Below are 21,995 nucleotides of genomic sequence, written 5' to 3'. Positions count from 1 at the left end.
AATCCCATAAATCAAGGTTCAGACATTATGAGTCAATCAACATCACATATACTAATGATCTGCCCGGTTAATTTTGGGTTTAATGAGGAAACTGCTGCAAGCAATGCTTTCCAAAACCCTGATGCCGAAAAAAATGGTGTACAGGAAAAAGCGTTGAATGAGTTTAATGGCATGGTTGCTGCTTTGCGCGATAACGGCGTGGAAGTTACAGTTATAGATGACACGCCACAACCCTACACACCCGATTCGATATTTCCTAACAACTGGGTTTCTTTTCACAACGATGGCGGCGTTTTTCTTTACCCCATGCAGGCCGAAAACCGCCGGCTTGAACGCAGGGAAGATATCATAACTAACCTGGAGGATAAATTTAAAGTAGCTCATGTAATTGACCTGAGCCGTTTTGAGCTTGAACACCGCTTTTTGGAAGGCACCGGCAGTATGGTGCTTGACAGGGACAATGAAATAGCATACGCTTGCCTCTCGCCCCGAACAGATAAAGATGTGCTTAACTATTTCTGTGAGCAATCAGGGTATCAACCCATCAGCTTTGAAGCCGTTGATGAAAAAGGCAAGCCTATTTATCATACCAATGTGCTGATGTGCATCGGCAGCCGGTTCGCGGTGATTTGTTTGAATAGTATCCCTAATCCGCATGAAAAAATAACGGTTATCGAATCATTAAAATCATCGCACAAGGAAATTATTGAAATCAACTTTGAGCAGATGAACCAGTTTGCAGGCAATATGCTCGAGGTGAAAAATAAAGCCGGCGATATATTGATCGTCATGTCGCAAAACGCTTTCAACGCTTTGACCGAAGTACAGCGTTCGGCTTTACAACAGTATGGAAAGTTGGTTTATGCTGATATTAATACCATCGAAATCAATGGCGGCGGCAGCGCAAGGTGTATGATGGCAGAAGTGCATTTGCCTGTTGTTTAACTTACCGGTTGATCGCGTAAAGTGCTACCAGATATCTCAAGAGGAGAACAATTATAACTATAGCAACAAGTAATAACGCTTGCTTTACTAAATATTTAGGCATGGCTAATCATGATCAATATATAAAGACGATAATTTAATTATTACAATGCAATGTACAGCCTCCGCACATTTTTCACACAAATTGTACCTCAATTGTATAACCGCAGCTTACACTAATAACTTATCTTTAAACAGACGTTATTAATTAGGATTTTTTTACTAACGAATAAGCCCCTTCATTAGGGGCCTATTCGTTAAGTATCCAATTAAACAGCTATTCAAGTTTACTCTGTAATAAAATACAGGTAAGCCTGTTTTTGCTTCATTTTTGAGCGTACGCGTTTAAAGCTATCTTCAATGTCTTTACGCTCGTCTTTTTCAGTTACTTCCATAAAAGCTTCCTGGTAATAACCTAAGGATTTATTCCAGTCCTTTTGCTTTTCATAAAACAAACCAAGCAGCTCAAAGGTGCGGGCCTTGTTCACTCCTGGTGTGGTTAAAGCCTGGGCCGAAATGGTTGAAACCAGCTTATCCATCCCCAGGAAAACTACCAGGTCAAGATAATGGGTATAATTATCCGGGAACGATGGTTCCAGTTCCATACAGGTTTTAAAATGATAACCTGCGGTTTGGTAATCCTGGATCTTGTAATAGTAGATCATCCCTAACTGGTAATGCGCCCTTGCAAAAAATGGCTCATCCGCAATGATCTGGTTTAATATATTTAAGCCTTTAGGTGTTTCTCCGAACGATAGTTCATCAACAGCCTGGAGGTATTTTTCTTCTATTGAATAATAATTGTCCATATAAAATTTCAAATTCAGTTAAGCTTACGTTTAAGTAATGCTTAATGTTATACTAATGTGGTAAATGCAGGATCGGTTCGGGTGCTTCGAAAGCACTACACCGGAGTAGAGAAGAGAATTATCGACACAAAACCCTTCTGCTGTGACACCATGGGCCACATTACTGTTGAGCAGATTGATTTATTAAACAGCATCGGTTTGTACTTTGTTAATGCAAACGTACAATTATTGAACGAGAAAAGCAAGAGATGAAGTGCTCATGCACGAGCTCAATACCTTGTGCATGAGGTTTATTGCCTTTATATGACTTGAAAAGGCAATGTAAAAAATAGCAGCTTGTTTATTAAGCTGCTATTGCATTTTGTTTAACCGCCTCAATCAGGAAGTTATTTTTTAGTTCTTTTTCAGAGATCATTACGCTGAAATCATCAAACTTTACGCCATGTTCAAGCGGATAAAGCACATAGCCGCGTTTAAGGGCATCGTATGCTCCAAGCTCAAATATTTCGTCGTGTTTTTTGCCTTTTATTTTCGCGCCGCTTACTAACTGGTAAGCGTCGGATATGGTTACAAAATTATTGTTTTTCATAGTACAGGTAGCAATACAATTACTCTGCCAATTTTTATGCGAACCAGTCGAACACGTCGTTTTGTTTTAAAGAAGCTTTGTCCGTACCCGATAAGTCATTAATAATCAACCCTTCTCCCATTTGTATTATTCGTGTACCATAATTAAAAGCATCCTTTAAATTATGCGTAATGAATACGGCCGTCAAATTAAAATCGCGGATCAGTGTATCAGCAGTCCGCATCACCACATCGGCCGAGCGAGGGTCGAGGGCCGCGGTAGGTTCATCCAGCAGTAAAACCTTACAAGTGTCCATCACACTCATCAGCAGGGTAAGCGCCTGCCGCTGCCCGCCTGATAAAGTACCCATTGGCTGATCTATCTTATCCTGCAAACCCATGCCAAGGCCGGCCACTTTTTCTTGTACCTGTTTTTTAAAAGAATCATTTACCCCAACCGATAAACCCTTTGTTTTGGTGCGGAGCGATGCAAGGCGGAAATTATCCAAAATGCTCAAATCGGGCGCAGTGCCACTCAAGGGGTTTTGAAATACCCTTGCAATCCACCGGCTGCGTTTATAATCGGGGAGTTTCGTCACATCGGTATTATCAATACCTATTGTACCCCTATCAGCTAATACGCTGCCGGCAATTAAATTAAGCATGGTAGTTTTGCCTGAGCCATTCGAACCAACTATCACCAAAAACTCTCCATCTTTGATCTCCAGTGTAATGCCATTAACCGCGTTTATCTGGTTGGCTTTACCTTTATTGAATATTTTATGTACGTCGGTTATCGTTATCATGATGATCTTAATAAGGATAAACGCGGCAGGCTTACAATTACCAGCACAAAACCGGCAGTAACTATTTTAAGTAATTTAGGGTCGACACCTACTGAGAGGGTAAACGCCAAAACCAGTTGAAATATCACCGCCCCTGCTAACACCAATACCAGGCTTAACCATACCGAGGTAAGCTTAAACCAGTTAATCAATGTTTCGGCAATGATCACCGACCCTAACCCTACTATCACAATCCCAATCCCCATGCTGATATCTGCAAAACCCTGGAACTGCGCCACCAGATAACCGCTCAATGCGGTGAGCGCATTTGCCAGCGCCAGCCCGGTGATCTTCATCCTGTCGGTATTTACACCTAACGAACGGATCATGGATTCGCTGTTACCTGTAGCCCGCATGGCTATACCAAAATCGGTTTTGAGTAAGTAGCCGATCAAAACGGTGATCACGATAACAAAAATGGCGAGGATCCAGAATGTATTCTGATTAGGGTCGCCCACTACATTTACAATAGTAAATAGCGAAGGCAAATTGATGAGCGGCAAATTTGAGCGGCCTAAAATAGTAAGGTTAACCGAGTAAAGTGCCGTCATGACCAGGATGCCGGCCAGCAAGGCATTGATCTTCAATTTAGTGTGGATAATACCTGTAAGCGCCCCCGCTGTTGCCCCTGCCAAAATCACAGCAGGTAAAATAACATAAGCAGGCTGATGATTTGTAAGCAATACTGCCGTAACCACACCACCCAGTGTATAACTGCCATCGGTTGTGATATCAGGAATATTAAAGATCTTCATGGATATATAGATCCCCAGCGCTATGGCCGAAAAGCACAGGCCTTGCAGTAAAGCGGTAAGGTAAAAATCCATTTATTTTACAGGCTCAAAATTTGGCGGAATGGTGATGTTATATTTTTTAGCAGCGGCCGGGTTATATACCCTTTTCCTGATCTTTACCATTTCGGGCTGCAGGCCATCGGTTTTATGGGTTTTAAGAAATTGGGCGGCCTGTTCGCCTGCCTGGTATCCCCATTGGTAAATATCGGCTCCAAAAGCAGCCACAGCACCGCGCTGAACCAAGCCTGCTTCGCTGGTAAAAATGGGAACATTTTTTTGATTACAGTTTTTAAGGATGGTTTCAAAAGACGCAAAAACGGTATTATCCGGATTAGCAAAAAAGGCGTCTATGTTTTTGCCTAACAGCGACTGGGTAACCAACTGCGCATCGGCTGAGGTATTTAGCGGAAGTGCTACAATATCAACATTTAGCCCTGCAGCCAATGATTTAATGCGGTTTAAGGCATCGGCCGATTGCGGCTCCGATTGATTATAGATCATCCCGATTACAAGCTTCGGCCCCTTTGGCTTAAGCAGTTTGGGAATAATGCTAAACGAAGTATCAATATAGTTTAGCTCTTCTACCGCGCCAAAAAGATTAGTGGGTGCTTTGCCGCTTGCGTCAACTACCTTCATGCGTTCGGCAGTTGGGGATACCATGGCAAAAACCGGGATATGTTTTGTTTTTTGAAGCGCTGTTACTGTCGATAATGTTGTACAAGTTGCCAGCAGGTTAACGCTATCGGTAACAAAGTGGTTAACTATCTGTGTAAGCGTTGGGATATCGCCCTGGGCATTACTGTACTCAATCTGCACGGTCTTTTTTTCTTCGCTGAAACCATTTTTGTTCAGGGCATCTGTAAAACCTTTACGGGCCTGGGATATGGTAGCATCTTCAAAAGCATCAACAAAACCAACCACAGGTACCTGCATTGATTTGGTTTTGGGTTTACAGGACACAAAAAAAACAAGCAATATGGCTACCGGCAGATATTTGATAAACTTCATTTTACTAAATTAACTTTTTAGCTGTAAAGCTGAAAGTACAATGGCAAAAGCCGAAAATTGTTTTACAATAGGATTATAACATTCGGCAAGCTACAGCCCCTTTCAGGATAGCGGACTTAGCCCCTATCCTGAAAGGATGCGATAAAAAAACAATAAGTTTAAAACAGCTCTTTAAGTTCGGCAAAATTACTGATAGTTGCTACCATGCCATCAGGCACAACGCCAAAACCATAATTTGCAAAAATGAAAGGTACGCCGGCTTGTTTGGCGGCATTATAATCGCCCATGGTATCACCTACGTAAACCGGAGCTTTCAATTGGTGATCGCTAACCACATCTTTGATATTATCGGCCTTAGGGTTTCCTTTTGTGCCGAAACACTGGTGCCCAAGAAAATGGCCATGCAATTGGTTCAGATCCAAAAACAGTTCAATATAACCGTTTTGGCAATTACTTACTATATAAAGCTTATAATTTGCAGCGAGATATTTAAGCGTTTCAACCAGTTGCGGATAAAGCTCTCCTCCTTTGGTGTGCAGTATTTCCAATTCGCTAACGGCGCAAAGCGATTGCACTTCTTTACGCTGCTCATTATTGAGGCTTGGGAATAATTTATCAAAAATGGCGTCATAGGTCATGCCGGTGATAGAGCGCACACGTTCCTGTGTCATTTCTTCCTGAATATAATCTACCTTGCTTAAAGCCGCTTGCCATGCAAGGGCAACATTAGCGGTACTATCCCAAAGGGTGCCATCCAGGTCAAAAATTATGCTGTCGTATTTGTTTTTAAGCGAATCATTCATATCGCCGGCAAAAGTAAAGGTTTATTAGCCGCCTTGCACAATGATGTTAATTTATTTACTACTTTAACGGAATAAAACCATGATCACAATTAAAACGGTTTCTTTAAGCCCGGATGAAAAGGCTGAATTGGAAAAGGCTTTACGCAAATTCGCGGCAAAACGCGAGACCAATTTCGATTTTATATCATCAGAAGTATCTATGGGAACAGATAAAATCCTGTTAGGTTATGAGGGCAGTCGCAACATACATTTTACCCGCCCACGCACGTTTATAGATCGCTACCTCCCAAAGCTGATCATCAACCTGCCCCGTAACACAACTGATTTATTTTATAGGTTAAGGCTGAGTAACGTGAGCACCGCAGTGTTAGTATTGTTGGTGATTGGTGTTGCAGCCGGTATTATTTCCGTATCCGTTGGCGAGGGTACGACCGAAGCTTTGATTTATCCGCCTGGTTTTCTTTGCATATTTGCTTTGGGTACCTTACTGGAGTATAAACTTTCTGCTTTGAAAATAAAAAGGGCACTATCAAAATATCGGCTGTTAAAACACCAGCCTGCTGAAAAGGCAACCTGGTAAGTATCTTCCATATCGCAAATAGCGCCCGGGCCTACTCTTGCTAACAACCGGGCATAAATTCTTTTAAAGAATTTGCAACATAATGGAATTTTTATTTGTACATTTAACTATTCGCCGCCATCTCATTTAAAAATGCGTAAAACTACGTACGCAAAACGGTGAAATCCCTGATTATTTTTTATAAAGCGTTGGTTACTTTTGGAGCATAATGTGCTTCTGAACATCCGGAAGCATCTTTTAAAAACTTATACCTTGCTTATGAAATTATTCTACCATTTTCTTGTTTTGGTTGCAGCATCCCTCGTTTTAGTAGCTTGTGCCAATATGTTTGCCTCAACACCTGAAAAAAGGCCCGACAAACCAGCACAACGCAGCGGTATTTATTTAGGCAAAGATTCATTGTATAATTCAGGAATAAACACCCTGCTGATATTCTCAGATCCCCATTATTATGATGTTTTAAACCGGTATGCAAGCGGCAGCCACCAGGCCTGGCACAAGATCAATAATAATTTATTTGTCGCCGCAAATTACCTGGGCCTTAACCCCATCGAAAAGTAATATCGTTTAATAGTTAGTTAATTAGTTAGGAACAGTTGTAAACAGTCGTCGCAGAATGCTCCGGCTGTTTTTTTATGATCAGAATTTGGGGAATGAGCCCAGGCCAAAAAATATAGCGAATAAAGGGATAGCCAACAAAAAATATGCTTTTGCCAATTGTCTGTCATCGGCATTACCAACTACAAATACATTATACAGATCGGCTTTTAGTGATTTAAGTTTTGCTTTCATGATAATAGATTTTAAGTAATCATAAACAGCTTAATTTCAAATACTTATTTAATTTATATAAATCAAGCTTGTTATTATTATGACTGCAGCCGCGGGTTTTGGTTTAAATGAAAATGCCCTTAATTTTTCAATGAAGGGCATCGCTGTGTATTTCAGTCAATTAAATTATTTTGCTTTATCCTCGCTCATCTCCGGATGATAGTGTAAGCCCGGTGTGAGCCAGTGCAAAAGCATCACTCTTGAATACCTGTAATTAAATGGCGCTAAAACTACGGCTACCCCTAAAATAATAGTTACATACAACCAGGGGTTACTGCTGCCGGTTAAAACACTGATAGCAACCGCCAGTGTAACCATCTCGGCAACATTAAGTGCATAACTGGCAAACATGGCTACATAAAAATAACCGGGCTCACGCTCATACACCAGGCCGCAGTGTGAACATGTTTTATGCATCTCCTGTCCTTTAAATTCATACATGCCGGTAGCAAACAGATCGCCGCGCCTGCAACGCGGACATTTGGCGTTTACAAAGGCAGACCAGGCGGATAATTTATATTTAGGGGCTTCCATATTATTATGATTTATTGTTTAAGGTTTTCTTTCTGAACTCTTCGGGAGTGATACCCTCAATTTTTTTAAAGAACTTGGTAAAATAGGAGTTATCGCTAAAATTAAGGTTAAAGGCAATCTCGCTGATACTAAGCCTTGGGTTGGTCAGTAGCCTTTTTGCTTCAAGCAAAGTACGGTTACGGATCACCTCACCTGCCGACAGGCCAAGCACATCTTTACATACCGCGTTTAAATGATTAGGGGTGATATAAAGCAGTTCGGCATAATCTTTAGGGAGCTTTACATCGATATAATGCTGTTCAATCAGTTTTTGAAAATTTCGGATCAGGGTTTGATTATAGCCTTGTTTTCCGAAGTTATCGCCCTTTCCACCGCAACGGCTTATGAGGATAAAAATCTGCAGCATAAGCAGTTTTACCATATCGCTGCCCAGAGTGGCCGGTTTTTCAACCTCGGCTATTATTTTTTCAAAAAGAGAAATTATCAGCGGCAATTGATCTGCAGGTAAATCAATTACCTCATCCTTCGGGTTACCGTTCAAAAAGTAAAAGTTGTCAAAATAACCCGACCGCAATAAAAACGACTGAATAAACGAACTTGAAAAATTAATGATATAACCATCGGTAAAACCTTTAAAATCCCATGAATGTACCTGGCCCGGAATCATAAAGTAAACCTGCCCCGGCTTTACATCAAAGCTTTCAAAATCTATGGTATGCCAACCTCCTCCATCGGTAAACAATACCAGGTGATAAAAAGAGTGGCGGTGCGGAAAGAAAAGGTTTTTGTGGGCATCCAGGTAAGGCGCAAACCTGCTGATCAGGATCTCATCCTGCTTTATATCGTCAGCTAATGTGCAAATATCAATTGTTGGGATGCTTTGTAACATGTCACAAAACTACACACAAAAGCATCGCCCTTAATGGTACTATTTTTATTTTGTATGGTACTAATCAACGATTGACAAATTTTTGATAAATCATGTCCATTTTTGGATGATATCTTCCAGGCGCTCAAAAGTAAAAGGCTTACTTACAAAATCTTTCATACCGGCCTGAGTGCATTCACGTTCATTTTCGCTAAGCACGTTGGCAGTCATGGCAATAATAGGCGGAGCACCTTTACCGTGCCTGGTTAATATATGGCGGGTAGCCTGTAAACCATCCATTTCGGGCATTTGAATATCCATAAATATCAGGTCATAGTTACATTGCTCAACCATATTTACAGCGGCCAATCCATTTTCGGCAATATCAATATTATAACCAACCTTTTTAAAAATCTTGCTGGCTATCAACTGGTTCATTTTATTATCCTCGGCTAATAAAATGCGTAAGGGGCGGTATTGAAACGCTTCCTTTTCATCTTGCTGCATCTCCGGTTCGGTAATGCCATACGTAACATGTAAAGGCAAGGTAAAGCTAAACAATGAGCCCCGGGCCTCCTTACTCTCTACCCAAATCCCGCCCTGCATCATCTCTACAAGTTTTTTGCAGATGGATAAGCCCAGCCCGGTACCGCCGTATTTGCGCAAAGCAGTAGTATTTACCTGGGTAAATGGTTTAAATAATTGCGCTAATGCCTCCTCGCTTATTCCAATCCCGTCATCTTTGATACTGAAAGTAATTTCCTGTACGTTGTTCCTTATCTCAGATGCGGTTACCCGTAAACTTACCGAGCCTTCGTCGGTAAACTTAATGGCATTTCCTATCAAATTAACCAGGATTTGCTGAAGCCTGCCCTCATCTGCAATTACATAATTTGCTACATTATCATCAACATGATAGGTTAAGCTTAGGGGTTTGTGAAGGGTAGTAATGGCCGGTTCGGTAATTTCAATAACTGTTTTTATGCAATTGCGCAAATGCGTTGAAACCGGATGAAGGATCAGTTTATCGGCTTCGATCTTTGAAATGTCAAGAATATCACTGATGATATTGATCAGCAAATTACTGCTCGATTGTAAGGTTTGAAGGAGTTCCATCTGCTCGGGCTGTAAATTGGCGCGTGATAATAGCTGGGCCGTACCAATGATACCATTAAGCGGCGTACGAATTTCATGGCTCATATTGGCCAGAAAGTTCGATTTGGCAAATGTAGCCGCCTCGGCCTGGTCACGTGAAGACGAAAGCTCAATTTGTGACGCTTGCAGCTCTTCACTTTTAAGGATCAGGTCGCGCTTATCGGTTTCATGGCTTTTTTTAATAAAACCTACCAGCAGCCCAACGGTCAATATATTTACTACAGCCGATGTGATCAGGTCAGATTCTTTTGATGCCGTACTATCGTAAGGTTGTACTAAACCAGGAAAACGTTTTTCAATGAAGTAGCATCCTAAAAATATAGCTACCAGCGCGCCAATAAAGATATAATGGTATCGCTTTTTTACAAGCAGTGTTATTAGTACAATAAAAAAAACTCCCGAAAGGGTTGTTGATCCGTTGATACCGCCATTGTAAAACCAGCCCGGAATAATTGCAGCCAACCCTAAGCAAATGTAAATGAGGGTAGCATCTTCCTTATATTTAACAAACCGGCTCCTGTAAAAAGCCCAGCCCGACATCAGGATCACAAAAAGCTCAACAAGCTCAAGTTTATAACTTAAGCCTAAAAACAAATTACAGATCAGAGAAAAAATGCTGCTGGCACAAATGAATAATGAGAGCGCATTAAACAGCTTGTTCTCCAGCGACAAATCAGGCATCCCGTAGCCAATAATCCGCTTCAGCTTTTCCATTTAAAATAAAAAATTAATTAGAGAAAACTCTTTATACTCAAAAACAGAGAGTTCGGTTTAGTAAATAAACTATTTTTCAGGAAATATTTAAAACTTTAGTGTTTAAAAAGGCAAAAAACAGGATATTATTGTTTAATAATTAAATTAAAAAATCAATGTAATTATTAAGTAATCCAAAGTAAGTGATTAGAATGTTAATCAGGCAACTAAAAACAAACAGCCCACCTTCATTTGAAAAGTGCGCTGTTATATATAGTTAAATATAAATGAATATTTAATAAGCGCTGGCGATATTCAGCACTTCTATAGCTTCATTACTCAATTTCAATGTAGCTGATTCAACAAGATCATTAAGCTGCTCCAAACTGGTGGCACTAACAATGGGTGCTGTAATGCCCGGCCTTGCAATTAACCAGGCCAGTGCAATTGCCGACTGACTGGTTTTATACTGCCCGGCAAGGTCATCCAGGGCTTTTAATATCCTGTAGCCCCTTTCGTTAAGATATTTTTTAACCATCCCGGCGCGGCTGCTTCCCTTCAAATCGTCCTCCGAACGGTATTTGCCGCTTAAAAAGCCGCTTGCCAACGAAAAATAACTGATCACCCCAAGGTTTTGCTCTTTAATAAAAGGCTCGTAAGTGGTTTCATATTTTTCCCTGTCGAACAGGTTATATTCGGGCTGAAGCGTTTGATAAGCTATCAGGCCTTTTTCAACACTTGTTTTGAGCGACTCATGCAAACGCTCCACAGACATATTTGAAGTTCCTATCGCCCTCACTTTACCATCCTGCACCAGCTGGTCATAAGCACGCAAGGTTTCTTCAACCGGGGTTGAGGGATCGTCGTAATGGGTTTGATACAGATCGATATAATGAGTTTGCAAACGCTTTAATGAAGCTTCGGCCGCTTTAATAATGTAATCTTTTTTAAGGCCCTTACTGCCCGAATCCATTTCGGAGCCTACTTTAGTGGCTATTACCACTTTATCGCGTTTGCCGCTTTGCTTAAGCCAGTTACCAATTTCGGTTTCTGATTCGCCGCCTTTATTGCCTTCAACCCAGCGCGAGTAAACATCGGCAGTATCGATAGTGTTAAAACCGGCATCTACAAATGCATCCAGTAAAAGGGCCGTATCTTTACCTTTAACAGTCCACCCAAACACATTGCCGCCAAAAACCAATGGCGCTGTTGATATGCCGGATGCTCCTAATTCACGATTTTCCATAATAATTTATTTAGGGTGTTACTGGGATAAAGCGGTGTTAAGCTTATTTGTTTGTCAGCCTAATGAAATAAAGGTTTAACCCATAATGATATTACAAAACGTACAAAACTTAACAAATTAGAGATTGAGAAGACATATCCTCAATCAAAACTAAGTACATTTGCCCTTTGTTAACTTAATATAATGGCTAAAGTTTCTATCAACCTGGCAACAGGCTCATTACAAAAAGAAGAGATCATTGTAGGCATCGACCTGGGTACCACCAACTCGCTGGTAGCATTCATCAACCCTGATAAAAATCCGCAGGTAATTAATGATGCCGGTAAAGGTGTACTGGTTCCCTCCGTAGTTCATTTTGGAGATGCAGGCGATGTTTTGGTTGGTAATGAAGCAAAAGAGTTTCTGATAACCGATCCGCAAAACACCATATTTTCGGTTAAACGTTTGCTGGGCCGCAGTTACCACGATATTGAAAACTACAAAGACTTTTTTAGCTATAAAGTAATTGACGATGATACTGAAAGCCTGGTAAAGATCAAAGTAGGCGATAAATTCTACACGCCGATCGAGCTATCTGCCCAGATATTGAAAGAACTTAAGGCCCGTGCCGAACATGCCCTTAAAACCCCGGTTAACCGTGCTGTGATCACTGTTCCGGCATACTTTAATGATTCACAACGCCAGGCTACCCGCGATGCGGGCAAACTTGCAGGGCTTGACGTGTTACGGATAGTTAACGAACCCACTGCCGCAAGTTTAGCTTATGGCATTGGCCTTAACCCCGAAGAAACCAAAACCATAGCTGTTTATGACCTTGGCGGCGGTACGTTTGATGTATCGATACTGCAAATCCAGAACGGCATTTTTGAAGTGCTGGCCACCAACGGCGATACTTTTTTAGGCGGCGATGATTTTGACCGCATTATTGTTGATTACTGGATTGAGAAAAACCAACTTAACAAAGCCGAAGTGCTTGCCAATACCGAACTGGCTCAGCAATTACGCCTAAAAGCCGAAGAAGCTAAAAAAGCTTTTGCCCACCAAAGCCTGGTTAATGATAAAATAGGCGAGATCTGGTGCACCCTTGACCGTACCACTTTCGAGGAGCTGATATTACCCAAAGTACAGCAAACCATTACCAGCTGCCAAAACGCGCTTAAAGATGCCAAATTAACTATCGATCAGATTGATGAAGTGGTTATGGTAGGCGGCTCAACACGTACTGCTTTGGTTAAACGTATGGTTGCCGAATTTTTCGGTCGCCCGGTGCATGATGATGTAAACCCGGATGAAGTTGTGGCCTTAGGTGCCGCTATACAGGCCGATATTTTGGCCGGGAACCGTAAAGATATTTTATTGCTTGATGTTACCCCCCTATCCCTGGGTATTGAAACCATGGGCGGGCTGATGGATGTGATCATCCCCCGCAACTCCAAAGTGCCAACCAAGGGCGGCAGGCAATATACTACATCGATAGACGGACAGGTAAACATGAAAATTGCCGTTTACCAGGGAGAGCGCGACCTGATCAAAGAAAACCGTAAACTGGCCGAATTTGATTTAAAAGGCATCCCTTCCATGCCTGCAGGTTTCCCTAAGGTTGATATTAACTTTTTATTGAATGCCGATGGGATCCTTACCATACAGGCTATTGAGCTTCGTTCGGGCGTAAAACAGGAAGTTGAAGTAAAACCAACCTACGGTATTACCGATGAACAGGTAGAACAAATGCTGATGGACAGCATTACCCATGCCAAGGATGACGTAAGCCAGCGGATGCTTATTGAAGCACGTACCGAAGGCGAGCAAATGGTTTATACTGTTGAACGCTTCCTGCAAAAAAACGCCGATTACGTTTCGGTTGCGGAAATTGCAGATACTACAAAACTTGTTCAGAAATTAAAAGAGGCGCTAACCAGCGGCGATAAAGACCTGATTTTAAAAACAATTGATGAGCTTAACGAGTTTACCCGCCCGTTTGCTGAACGGTTAATGGATCAGGCTATAAGCACAGCCATGAGGGGTAAGAGTATAGAATAGGCACAGATATTGCTGATCAACCCAAAAAATCTTAAAATTTGAAAAGGACAATCTCTGCTTTAGCCCTGTTTATTTTTATTGCCGTAACCAATACGGCCTGTGCTGTAACCCATAAGCACTTTCGCGACACCACAGCAAAATCATCATTGCTGGATACTTTAAAGTACGATTCCTTGATGAAAAAATTGGCCAATGGAGATAAAAGCGGACGCTGGCCGGTGAAAACGAAAGAGTATCCCCTGCCCGGTGCTATTTTACCATTTAACCGTATTGTAGCTTTTTACGGCAATATTTATTCAAAAAACATGGGCGTACTTGGCCAATACCCACGTAAAACCATGCTCAATAAATTAAAGGAGGAAGTAAAAAATTGGGAAAAGGCCGATACCGCTACCAATGTGGTGCCCGCCCTTCATTATATCTGCGTAACTGCCCAGGCTGATGCCGGGCGTAAGGGTTTACATAACCTGCGGATGCCTTTTAGCCAAATAGATACCATACTAAACTGGGCAAAAAGCATCAACGCCCTTGTATTTTTAGATATACAGGTTGGCTTCAGTACGGTACAAACCGAGTTGCCTTTATTGGAAAAATATATGAAGATGCCAAACGTTCATTTAGGCATCGACCCGGAATTTTCTATGAAAGAAGGCAGCGTACCCGGCAAACGCATTGGCACTTTTGATGCTGATGATATTAATTATGTAACCGGGTATCTGGCCAAACTGGTAAAAAAGAACGACCTGCCACCCAAAATATTTGTGGTACACCGTTTCACCAGGCCTATGGTAACCAACTATAAAAACATTAAACTAAGGCCCGAAGTACAGGTTGTGATGGACATGGACGGCTGGGGCGGCCCGGAATTAAAAAAAGGGACTTATAAATATTTTATTTCAGAAGAGCCTGTTCAATTTACGGGATTTAAACTCTTTTACAAAAACGACATTAAGAACGTGCCTCACAGGATGCTTACGCCTAAGGAAGTTTTGAGTTTAAAGCCGGCACCTGTTTATATTCAATACCAGTAGTGATGAATTCTATTTGTTATATTGGTATTATGAAAGATGAAGTAGAAGAAATAGATTATGACGATCAAATAAACTTTGCCGACCAAGAAATTGAAAGCGGGAATTTTGTTAATCACGAAGATGTTGAAAATCTATTCCAAAGAAGAAGAGAAAATCTTTGATTTAAATGTCGATTCGGTAAAGAAAATCCCCGGAGAAACCGAGGATTTTCCTTTTTAACTTATTTTCCTAACGCTTCCTGCTCTTTCAGGGCGGCTATATTGTTGCTGTCACTATAGCTTGCAGTTTGATTGGCAAAGTCTTCAAGGATGGCTGCTATGGTATCCAGGTTTTCTGATACGCGTTGGTGCATATCGGGCAGGTCCTTCTCAAGGCGTTTATCGCCAAGGTCAATATTATCAACTTCTATCTTTGTCAGCTTAGTGATGATAGCCTGCTGGCTATTTTTCAGGTCTTCCAGTTCATGGACAATTTTTTCCATCAGTCCAAACTTCTTTAGCTTATCCATAATATGCGGTTTTAATTATTAATTATAAATCTAACCCCTTTAATAAAAAATTGTTTCAGATTTGGATTTGTCTACAATAACTAATACTTTAGTTCAACTAAATGCTTAGTTATGAAAAACCTATTTATAAGCCTGCTCCTTACCTTATCTGTATTGCAATTACACGCTCAGCAAGCCGCCAATGACTCGTTGCTGCTTGAACATTACCAAAACCAGCGTTTTGCAGATGCAGCCGATTATCTCAAAAAAACTTATCCCGAGCCGGTTACCGATATCAAAGTGTTGGCCAAGCTGGCATATACTTCAAAAATGGCTTCCCGCCTACCCGAGGCAGAGGGTTATTATCAACGCATCTATGCTACAGATACTACCAACCTTACTAACCTGTATAACATGAGTGAGATCATTAAAAGACGGGGTAATAATAAAAAAGCATTAATCTATGCAAAGAAGATCCTCCTAAAGGATACTACTAACTTTGATGTGTATAAACAACTGGCAGACCTATCACAAAATGTAGGCGATATAGAGGGAAGCATCGTGTACCTGCAAAAAGCCAACAAAATTAATCCTCTTAATGCTGATGTGGCATATGATCTGTCATCCTTTTATATCAATCTTAAACTATATGGCAATGCCGAAAATGTCATTGACAAAGCACTTGTTGCTGATACAGCCAACCTGCTGTTACTGAAAGGGAAGGCACAAGCATCATACGCGTTAAAAAGATATCCGGTAACTATAGCCATTACTAAAAAGCTGACGGATGCAGGTGAACAGGCCGGCAGCATTGTATCTATGCTGGCCACTTCCTATTACATGACCGCCAACTACCCGGATTGTATCAAAACTTTTAAAACATTGGAAGACAGCAATACCGGCACCGAAGCTTCATATTATTACACAGCCATGAGCTACAAAGCCCTGCACAATAACTCAAAAGCAATAACCTACCTGGATAAGGCCATTGAAGAGGCTATATCTACAGGGGTAAGCTCCTATTACAGTGAAAAAGGTGATTCGTACGATCGGCTGCACCAGCTTAAAAACGCGGTTGAAGCATACCAGAAAAGCTTGTTTTATAAACCGGACCCTCTCACCTATTATGCCCTCGCCACTTTGTATGATACTGAGCTGAAGAACAAAGTAACAGCGTTGAAATATTATAAAAAATACCTGGCCAGTAAACCCAAAGATTCACAAAAAGCTTATATCGCTTACTCCAAACAGCGCATTAAATCATTAGGGATTTAGCGCTGCATCAAGCGGGCAACATACTTGCCGATAATATCAAACTCAAGGTTTACCTGGCTGCCAACCTTCACATTGTGCAGGTTGGTATGCTCAAAAGTATACGGAATAATGGCTACAGAAAAACCATTGGCATGTGAATTAACCACGGTTAGGCTGATACCGTTTACACAGATAGAACCTTTTTCGACCGTCACGTTACCACTTGCTGCATCATATTCAAAAGTGTATTCCCAGCTACCGTCAAGTTCTTTAAAGGCGGTACAAACAGCCACCTGGTCAACATGGCCCTGAACAATGTGGCCATCAAGCCGGGCATTCATTTGCATGCAGCGTTCCAGGTTCACCGGGTCGCCAACTTTAAGTTGGGCAAGGTTTGTTTTATTTAAGGTTTCTTCAATAGCGGTTACCACATGCAGGCCATCAGCAAGGGCTACCACAGTAAGGCAAACACCATTATGTGCCACAGATTGATCGATCTTTAGCTCATGCGATATTGCTGATTCGACAGTAATATTAAGGTTGCCTTTTTCCTGTTGCAGATCCGTGATCTTACCTAAAGTTTCTATAATTCCTGTAAACATATGCCTCCCGGCCCGTTGAAAGGGCTATTTTGATTGGCTCAAAGCTAAAATATTTTACACTACGGTTTGTCAGTAGTAAATGAAATTATTTAAAACTCGAGAAAAGGTCTTTACGCTTATTACGAAGGTCTTTGCCGCCCTCCAATACCGATTTCAGATTAGCCAGATAAAATGTCCAGCCAAGTTGGCATTGCACATAAAGATTTTTTTCGGGGTCGGCTTCTTCGGGGATATTTTCCTGCACCAGTTCAACAATAACAACACCCAGTTTACAAGTGATAGATACACTCACTATACTACCGCCTGTAAAAGTAAATTTTATAAAATCGGCGCCGTTGGCTTCCAGCACCTGCCCGTTTTCGACAATGCTATCATCAAACCCATGCCAATGCCAGGTATAAGTGTCCTCTTTTTTTATAAACTCCTGCGGTTCGCGTTGACGACCGGCTATGGCAAAAAAATCAGCCTTGCGTAAAAACCAGGTTTCAAGGCCCTCGGGGGTAGCCCAGGCTTCATACATACTGCGTACGTCAGTGTCAACATCAGCTGTCACTTTAAATTTGCTCCATCTGTCGTCTGCCATAATAATTGTATCTCGGTTTGGGGTGTTTGTATCAAAAATAACAATTATAATTAAGGCTTTCATTAACTTGCCTTTAAATCTTAAACATGCCAAAGCAAAGCGCCGGAATCTTATTATACCGCAAAGCACCCCATGGTTTACAGGTATTTCTTGTACATCCGGGCGGACCTTTCTTTAAAAACAAGGATGAAGGCTCATGGTCGGTACCCAAAGGTGAATATCTTCCCGATGAAGATCCTCTCGCGGCAGCAAAGCGTGAATTTCAGGAAGAAACCGGACATGAAATAGCCGGAAATTTTATAGCGTTGAGCCCTATCAAACAAAAAGGTGGTAAAACAGTACTGGCCTGGGCTGTTGAGGGCAGTATTGATCAGGAAAATATCAAAAGCAATACATTTGAAATAGAATGGCCACCGCGTTCGGGCAAAAAACAAACTTTTGATGAAATTGATCGTGCTGAATGGTTTGATATAGCAACAGCAAAAATAAAGATCAACCCTGCTCAGGCAGCTTTGATAGATGAATTAGCCGCGATTAACAATCATTAAATCTGCTTCCTGTTCTTGATCCAGTTACTTGAATTATCTGCCTCAGCCGGGGCTGCAATTGAAACCTTTTTTTTACTCAAGAGTTGTTCCATCACGATTGCCGCTACCTTAGCTTCATCCCCGCAACTTTCCTGCAGTACCTCGGGCGTAAAATATTTTTTCACAAAATGGGTATCAAAATTGCCCGAGGTAAAGGCTTCGTGCTGCATTACAAAACGCCCGAAGCCGAGCGTAGTAGTAATACCGGTGATTTGATATTCATCTATAGCCCGTATCATGCGCGCAATAGCTTCAGCACGGGTATCCGCATAGGTTATCAGCTTGGCTATCATCGGGTCGTAATAAATGGGGATCTCCATGCCCTGCTCAAACCCATCGTCAACCCGCACGCCAGGCCCTTTGGGCGTTATATAAGTTTGCAGTATACCAATATCAGGCAGGAAATTATTAGCCGGATCTTCGGCGTAAACGCGTAGCTCAACAGCGTGACCATGAATCTCCAGATCTTCCTGTTTAAAACTGATAGCCTCTCCCCTTGCTATTTTGATTTGTTCCTTCACCAGGTCAATGCCGGTTATCAGTTCCGTAACAGGGTGCTCAACCTGTAAACGGGTGTTCATCTCCAGGAAATAAAAATTCAGCCCCTCATCCATGATAAACTCAACCGTACCCGCACCTGTATAATTTACAGACCGGGCTACATCAACCGCACAACGCCCCATCTTTTCCCTGATCCCGGGTGTTAGTATTGCGGATGGTGCCTCTTCAATTACTTTTTGATGGCGCCGCTGTACAGAGCAGTCGCGCTCAAACAGGTGCACAATATTACCATGCATATCACCAAGTATTTGGATCTCGATGTGCTTGGGGGATGATACATAGCGCTCGATGAAAACAGAGCCGTCGCCAAAAGCTGAGGTAGCTTCAGATACAGCTAACTGCATTTGCTCTTCAAAGTCAGCCGCGTTTTCAACAATCCGCATCCCTTTGCCTCCCCCGCCTGCAGCTGCTTTTATCAATATCGGAAAGCCTACCTCAATAGCCCGTTTTTTAGCTTCATTAACATCAGTAATGGCTTCCTCTGTTCCGGGCACCATCGGGATGTTATATTTGAGTGCCGCGGCTTTGGCCGATAGCTTATTACCCATTACTTCCATAGCTTCGGGAGAGGGGCCAATAAGGATAAGTCCTGAATCCCTAACCAGCCTCGCAAAAACGGCATTTTCGCTTAAAAACCCATATCCCGGGTGAATGCCTTCGGCCCCGGTTTGTTTGCAGGCAGCTATGATCTTTTCCCCAACAAGATAGGATTGACTGGATGGAGCTTCTCCAATATTTACCGCCTCATCAGCATAGCGCACGTGCAGGGCATCCCGGTCTGCGTGTGAATAAACCGCAACGGTTTTAATACCCATTTCGCGCGCCGAGCGCATAATTCGTAAAGCTATTTCACCGCGGTTGGCAACCAGTATTTTCTGCATAAAACAAATGTAATTGATTTACTTAAAAAGATACTATATGCCCAATGCTTATAAAAAGTATTGCAGTATTATTTAGGGGCCCACCTGTAGGATTTACGGGAGCACTTATAACAGATATATTTTTTAAAGGGTAAACCCAACAGTAAAAATTTGGCCAGGCTGCTCCGTTTGATACGGCTCAACCTCTTTTTGCAGCTCCGGCAAATTAATTCGCTGGCATTTGTTGAGGTGTTAGTTTGCTCCTCTGGCTTGATCCGAAACTCTGCAGTCATTTATTAATTATGATAATTTATTAAAGGTTATAACAATTAGTCCCCGGCTTCATAAATCAACATCGCATATTTGATGATAAACCAACCAGCAATTTTTTCAATAAAACCAACGAATTATTATTACGCATAAAAATAGTGTTCAAGCATGAATTTTTCATGAACACGGTTTAAAGCTATTTACCAAAAAGAATACATATTCAACAGTTAAATACACAACTCATAACCTAATTTTTACTTGCAGGTAAAACTATAACTGATAATAAACCATTATAAAAACAAAAATGCCCCTGGGTTACCAGAGGCGTTTTATATAGAAGTTATTTAATTACGTTATAAGCTTTATGCATTTCTGCTTTCAGCTTTTGTATAACTCATTGCAATACGCTTATTAATTATGGCTTGGTTGGCGCAGGGCTGCCCGGTGCAGGGCCAGCAGGCGGCGGACCCGGTTGGCCACCAGGGCCTGGCCCCATTCCCGGACCACCCGGACCTTTTCCGTCCGGTACCATAACCTCAGGATGAGCTGTACCACGGTGACAGGTATTGCAGTTAACACCACTTTGCATAATCATACCTAAAGAGTCCTTTTTGGCATGAAAATACTTCTGGTTAATTTTGTTCATCATTTTATACATATCGCGCGCCATTGCTTTTTCAGGCTTGGCATCGCTTGCCCAATCCATCTTTTTAGTTTCTTCATTACGGGCATGGCAAAAGTTGCAATGTACTCCTAATGAATGCTCCCAATCCTCCATAACCTTATGCAGGTTCTCGCCCGAAATGTTTTTAGGCAACACTTTAAGGTTTTTAAAGCCTTCGTCCTGTGGTTTACTTGTGGTCATAGCGCCAAACACTACTATGGATAGCAGGCCAAGCGTAACTAATAATTTTTTGTTAACAGGCATAATTGTCATGTTTAAGTCATCTAAATTAAACCATTGGTTTTAATGTTGCAACATTTTTAAGCAAATGATTGAATTATTCACGGTAACTTCATCATTACAAAAGCATATCTGAAGTTTAAATAACTGATTTACTGATCAATTTTTCACTTATCAGCCAGAGTTTTTCCTGTGCAGCAGCATCTTGTGCTATAACAGCAGTTTTAGCAACCTTCTTCTTTTTAAAATAACAGCCATTAAATTTATCAAGCCGGGGTGCTGTTGCAAGATATATGGATGTTTCGGCGCCTTGCTGAGTTGTGATCATAAACGGCCGGGCCAGTTTCATCAATGTTTTATCAAAGCCCTTTAGTTTATCAGCAAAGCTGCTGTTTACCGCACCGGGGTGGAGGGAAAATGCCAGGATCCCCTTGTCGCCAAACTTTTGGGCAAGCGACCGGGCAAAGTAAATATTAAACAGCTTAGCCATGCCATAGGCTTTAAATGAAGAGTAGTTTTGTGCCGATTGCAGGTCGTCAAAATTGGGTTTACCCAATTTATGCCCTTCAGAGCTTACATTGATAATGCGTGCTTGTCCGCGTTCAAGTAATGGCATCAGGCCGGTAGTCAATAAAAAATGCCCCAGATGGTTAATAGCGAAAGTCATTTCAAAACCATCCCTGCTCACCTGTCTTTCACTAAAACCAGCCCCGGCATTATTAATAAGAATATTGATCGCCATCAGCTTTTGCGAAAGCTCAGCCACGGCATCACGAACGCTTTGCAGATCGGCCAGGTCACATTGGATTATGCAGACATGTTTATTGCCTGTTTGGGTGATAATCTCCTGTTTAACTGCCTCGTCTTTAATGACATTACGAACCAGCAGGTAAACCGCATGATCTTGTGCTGCAAGCGCCATAGCGGTTGCTTTCCCTATGCCGGAGGTGGCCCCGGTGATAACTGTTGTTTTTATTGGCATAGCCCTGTAATAGTGGTTGATGCAGAAGGGCAAGATACCTGTTTCTGCTATCTACACACCCGGGTAATGGAGTTTTTACTTTGGACTTATCATCTTCCCAAACTTACGAAGTTTTTG

The 21,995-nt window shown here is 41.7% G+C and carries 25 protein-coding genes; 8 read left to right on the top strand and 17 right to left on the bottom strand.

Annotation, left to right across the window (positions count from 1 at the left end; all coding sequences use genetic code 11):
* The first annotated feature begins 27 nt into the window (after positions 1-27).
* Entirely contained in the window at positions 28-945 is a 918-nt protein-coding gene (gene ctlX / locus SNE26_RS06005; protein ID WP_321558459.1) for a citrulline utilization hydrolase CtlX, read from the top strand.
* Between the two features lie 326 nt (positions 946-1,271).
* Here the strand turns inward: ctlX and SNE26_RS06000 are convergent, their stop codons facing one another.
* From SNE26_RS06000 to SNE26_RS05975, 6 genes are all read right to left on the bottom strand, one after another.
* On the bottom strand, positions 1,272-1,793 hold the full coding sequence (locus SNE26_RS06000) for a hypothetical protein (RefSeq protein ID WP_321558458.1): 522 nt from the start codon (positions 1,791-1,793) through the stop codon (positions 1,272-1,274).
* 343 nt (positions 1,794-2,136) lie between these two features.
* A complete protein-coding gene (locus tag SNE26_RS05995) occupies positions 2,137-2,382 on the bottom strand; it encodes a hypothetical protein (protein WP_321558457.1) in 246 nt (81 codons plus the stop codon).
* 34 nt (positions 2,383-2,416) lie between these two features.
* A complete protein-coding gene (locus SNE26_RS05990) occupies positions 2,417-3,166 on the bottom strand; it encodes an ATP-binding cassette domain-containing protein (RefSeq protein ID WP_321558456.1) in 750 nt (249 codons plus the stop codon).
* Positions 3,163-4,032 carry an ABC transporter permease gene (locus SNE26_RS05985; RefSeq protein ID WP_321558455.1) on the bottom strand — a complete coding sequence of 290 codons (870 nt, stop codon included), beginning with the start codon at positions 4,030-4,032 and terminating at the stop codon, positions 3,163-3,165. Before SNE26_RS05985 ends, SNE26_RS05990 begins: the two co-directional genes overlap by 4 nt.
* Positions 4,033-5,007: an ABC transporter substrate-binding protein gene (locus SNE26_RS05980; RefSeq protein ID WP_321558454.1), complete on the bottom strand. Its 975-nt coding sequence runs from the start codon at positions 5,005-5,007 to the stop codon at positions 4,033-4,035. It abuts the gene before it with no gap.
* 158 nt (positions 5,008-5,165) lie between these two features.
* Positions 5,166-5,810 carry an HAD family hydrolase gene (locus tag SNE26_RS05975; protein WP_321558453.1) on the bottom strand — a complete coding sequence of 215 codons (645 nt, stop codon included), beginning with the start codon at positions 5,808-5,810 and terminating at the stop codon, positions 5,166-5,168.
* Between the two features lie 79 nt (positions 5,811-5,889).
* Here SNE26_RS05975 and SNE26_RS05970 point away from each other — a divergent pair, with 79 nt between their 5' ends.
* Positions 5,890-6,390, top strand: coding sequence for a hypothetical protein (locus SNE26_RS05970; RefSeq protein WP_321558452.1), 501 nt, complete (start codon positions 5,890-5,892; stop codon positions 6,388-6,390).
* 258 nt (positions 6,391-6,648) lie between these two features.
* On the top strand, positions 6,649-6,951 hold the full coding sequence (locus SNE26_RS05965; protein ID WP_321558451.1) for a hypothetical protein: 303 nt from the start codon (positions 6,649-6,651) through the stop codon (positions 6,949-6,951).
* Positions 6,952-7,029: 78 nt separating this feature from the next.
* On the opposite strand, the gene SNE26_RS05960 is transcribed toward SNE26_RS05965, so the two are convergent.
* From SNE26_RS05960 to SNE26_RS05940, 5 genes are all read right to left on the bottom strand, one after another.
* Entirely contained in the window at positions 7,030-7,182 is a 153-nt protein-coding gene (locus tag SNE26_RS05960; protein ID WP_167516102.1) for a hypothetical protein, read from the bottom strand.
* Between the two features lie 165 nt (positions 7,183-7,347).
* Positions 7,348-7,755, bottom strand: coding sequence for a DUF983 domain-containing protein (locus SNE26_RS05955; RefSeq protein WP_321558450.1), 408 nt, complete (start codon positions 7,753-7,755; stop codon positions 7,348-7,350).
* 4 nt (positions 7,756-7,759) lie between these two features.
* Entirely contained in the window at positions 7,760-8,644 is an 885-nt protein-coding gene (locus tag SNE26_RS05950; RefSeq protein ID WP_321558449.1) for a helix-turn-helix transcriptional regulator, read from the bottom strand.
* Positions 8,645-8,734: 90 nt separating this feature from the next.
* Positions 8,735-10,492, bottom strand: coding sequence for an ATP-binding protein (locus SNE26_RS05945; protein ID WP_321558448.1), 1,758 nt, complete (start codon positions 10,490-10,492; stop codon positions 8,735-8,737).
* A gap of 274 nt (positions 10,493-10,766) precedes the next feature.
* Entirely contained in the window at positions 10,767-11,717 is a 951-nt protein-coding gene (locus SNE26_RS05940; protein WP_321558447.1) for an aldo/keto reductase, read from the bottom strand.
* Between the two features lie 183 nt (positions 11,718-11,900).
* Here SNE26_RS05940 and hscA point away from each other — a divergent pair, with 183 nt between their 5' ends.
* Genes hscA through SNE26_RS05925 form a run of 3 tightly spaced genes read left to right on the top strand, consistent with a single transcriptional unit; the run spans position 11,901 to position 14,949 of the window.
* Entirely contained in the window at positions 11,901-13,757 is a 1,857-nt protein-coding gene (hscA, locus tag SNE26_RS05935) for a Fe-S protein assembly chaperone HscA (protein WP_321558446.1), read from the top strand.
* A 38-nt stretch (positions 13,758-13,795) separates the two neighbouring features.
* Complete coding sequence (locus tag SNE26_RS05930; RefSeq protein ID WP_321558445.1) at positions 13,796-14,788, top strand: hypothetical protein; 993 nt, start codon at positions 13,796-13,798, stop codon at positions 14,786-14,788.
* Positions 14,789-14,817: 29 nt separating this feature from the next.
* Positions 14,818-14,949, top strand: coding sequence for a hypothetical protein (locus tag SNE26_RS05925; RefSeq protein ID WP_321558444.1), 132 nt, complete (start codon positions 14,818-14,820; stop codon positions 14,947-14,949).
* A gap of 59 nt (positions 14,950-15,008) precedes the next feature.
* On the opposite strand, the gene SNE26_RS05920 is transcribed toward SNE26_RS05925, so the two are convergent.
* Positions 15,009-15,296, bottom strand: coding sequence for a hypothetical protein (locus tag SNE26_RS05920; RefSeq protein ID WP_321558443.1), 288 nt, complete (start codon positions 15,294-15,296; stop codon positions 15,009-15,011).
* A gap of 111 nt (positions 15,297-15,407) precedes the next feature.
* On the opposite strand from SNE26_RS05920, the gene SNE26_RS05915 reads away from it, so the two are divergent.
* Positions 15,408-16,550: a hypothetical protein gene (locus SNE26_RS05915; protein ID WP_321558442.1), complete on the top strand. Its 1,143-nt coding sequence runs from the start codon at positions 15,408-15,410 to the stop codon at positions 16,548-16,550.
* Here the strand turns inward: SNE26_RS05915 and SNE26_RS05910 are convergent.
* Both SNE26_RS05910 and SNE26_RS05905 read right to left on the bottom strand, forming a co-directional pair.
* Positions 16,547-17,131, bottom strand: coding sequence for a riboflavin synthase (locus tag SNE26_RS05910; protein ID WP_321558441.1), 585 nt, complete (start codon positions 17,129-17,131; stop codon positions 16,547-16,549). The genes SNE26_RS05915 and SNE26_RS05910 overlap by 4 nt on opposite strands.
* Positions 17,132-17,216: 85 nt before the next feature.
* Positions 17,217-17,714 carry an SRPBCC domain-containing protein gene (locus SNE26_RS05905; protein WP_321558440.1) on the bottom strand — a complete coding sequence of 166 codons (498 nt, stop codon included), beginning with the start codon at positions 17,712-17,714 and terminating at the stop codon, positions 17,217-17,219.
* Positions 17,715-17,800: 86 nt separating this feature from the next.
* Here SNE26_RS05905 and SNE26_RS05900 point away from each other — a divergent pair, with 86 nt between their 5' ends.
* Entirely contained in the window at positions 17,801-18,262 is a 462-nt protein-coding gene (locus SNE26_RS05900; RefSeq protein ID WP_321558439.1) for an NUDIX domain-containing protein, read from the top strand.
* Here SNE26_RS05900 and accC read toward each other — a convergent pair.
* From accC to SNE26_RS05885, 3 genes are all read right to left on the bottom strand, one after another.
* Positions 18,259-19,743, bottom strand: a complete 1,485-nt coding sequence (gene accC / locus SNE26_RS05895; RefSeq protein WP_321558438.1) for an acetyl-CoA carboxylase biotin carboxylase subunit — start codon at positions 19,741-19,743, stop codon at positions 18,259-18,261. The genes SNE26_RS05900 and accC overlap by 4 nt on opposite strands.
* 664 nt (positions 19,744-20,407) lie before the next feature.
* Positions 20,408-20,920 carry a c-type cytochrome gene (locus SNE26_RS05890; RefSeq protein WP_321558437.1) on the bottom strand — a complete coding sequence of 171 codons (513 nt, stop codon included), beginning with the start codon at positions 20,918-20,920 and terminating at the stop codon, positions 20,408-20,410.
* Positions 20,921-21,035: 115 nt separating this feature from the next.
* Positions 21,036-21,878, bottom strand: coding sequence for an SDR family oxidoreductase (locus SNE26_RS05885; RefSeq protein WP_321558436.1), 843 nt, complete (start codon positions 21,876-21,878; stop codon positions 21,036-21,038).
* Positions 21,879-21,995 lie beyond the last annotated feature (117 nt).

It is taken from the genome of Mucilaginibacter sp. cycad4, from assembly GCF_034263275.1.
Classification (GTDB): Bacteria; Bacteroidota; Bacteroidia; order Sphingobacteriales; family Sphingobacteriaceae; genus Mucilaginibacter.
This window is presented reverse-complemented; position numbering and strand designations above follow the sequence as displayed.

Coding starts and splice junctions, on each gene's coding strand:
- ctlX (WP_321558459.1), top strand. CDS start 28: ATGAGTCAATCAACATCACATATACTAATGATCTGCCCGGTTAATTTT.
- SNE26_RS06000 (WP_321558458.1), bottom strand. CDS start 1,793: ATGGACAATTATTATTCAATAGAAGAAAAATACCTCCAGGCTGTTGAT.
- SNE26_RS05995 (WP_321558457.1), bottom strand. CDS start 2,382: ATGAAAAACAATAATTTTGTAACCATATCCGACGCTTACCAGTTAGTA.
- SNE26_RS05990 (WP_321558456.1), bottom strand. CDS start 3,166: ATGATAACGATAACCGACGTACATAAAATATTCAATAAAGGTAAAGCC.
- SNE26_RS05985 (WP_321558455.1), bottom strand. CDS start 4,032: ATGGATTTTTACCTTACCGCTTTACTGCAAGGCCTGTGCTTTTCGGCC.
- SNE26_RS05980 (WP_321558454.1), bottom strand. CDS start 5,007: ATGAAGTTTATCAAATATCTGCCGGTAGCCATATTGCTTGTTTTTTTT.
- SNE26_RS05975 (WP_321558453.1), bottom strand. CDS start 5,810: ATGAATGATTCGCTTAAAAACAAATACGACAGCATAATTTTTGACCTG.
- SNE26_RS05970 (WP_321558452.1), top strand. CDS start 5,890: ATGATCACAATTAAAACGGTTTCTTTAAGCCCGGATGAAAAGGCTGAA.
- SNE26_RS05965 (WP_321558451.1), top strand. CDS start 6,649: ATGAAATTATTCTACCATTTTCTTGTTTTGGTTGCAGCATCCCTCGTT.
- SNE26_RS05960 (WP_167516102.1), bottom strand. CDS start 7,182: ATGAAAGCAAAACTTAAATCACTAAAAGCCGATCTGTATAATGTATTT.
- SNE26_RS05955 (WP_321558450.1), bottom strand. CDS start 7,755: ATGGAAGCCCCTAAATATAAATTATCCGCCTGGTCTGCCTTTGTAAAC.
- SNE26_RS05950 (WP_321558449.1), bottom strand. CDS start 8,644: ATGTTACAAAGCATCCCAACAATTGATATTTGCACATTAGCTGACGAT.
- SNE26_RS05945 (WP_321558448.1), bottom strand. CDS start 10,492: ATGGAAAAGCTGAAGCGGATTATTGGCTACGGGATGCCTGATTTGTCG.
- SNE26_RS05940 (WP_321558447.1), bottom strand. CDS start 11,717: ATGGAAAATCGTGAATTAGGAGCATCCGGCATATCAACAGCGCCATTG.
- hscA (WP_321558446.1), top strand. CDS start 11,901: ATGGCTAAAGTTTCTATCAACCTGGCAACAGGCTCATTACAAAAAGAA.
- SNE26_RS05925 (WP_321558444.1), top strand. CDS start 14,818: ATGAAAGATGAAGTAGAAGAAATAGATTATGACGATCAAATAAACTTT.
- SNE26_RS05920 (WP_321558443.1), bottom strand. CDS start 15,296: ATGGATAAGCTAAAGAAGTTTGGACTGATGGAAAAAATTGTCCATGAA.
- SNE26_RS05915 (WP_321558442.1), top strand. CDS start 15,408: ATGAAAAACCTATTTATAAGCCTGCTCCTTACCTTATCTGTATTGCAA.
- SNE26_RS05910 (WP_321558441.1), bottom strand. CDS start 17,131: ATGTTTACAGGAATTATAGAAACTTTAGGTAAGATCACGGATCTGCAA.
- SNE26_RS05905 (WP_321558440.1), bottom strand. CDS start 17,714: ATGGCAGACGACAGATGGAGCAAATTTAAAGTGACAGCTGATGTTGAC.
- SNE26_RS05900 (WP_321558439.1), top strand. CDS start 17,801: ATGCCAAAGCAAAGCGCCGGAATCTTATTATACCGCAAAGCACCCCAT.
- accC (WP_321558438.1), bottom strand. CDS start 19,743: ATGCAGAAAATACTGGTTGCCAACCGCGGTGAAATAGCTTTACGAATT.
- SNE26_RS05890 (WP_321558437.1), bottom strand. CDS start 20,920: ATGCCTGTTAACAAAAAATTATTAGTTACGCTTGGCCTGCTATCCATA.
- SNE26_RS05885 (WP_321558436.1), bottom strand. CDS start 21,878: ATGCCAATAAAAACAACAGTTATCACCGGGGCCACCTCCGGCATAGGG.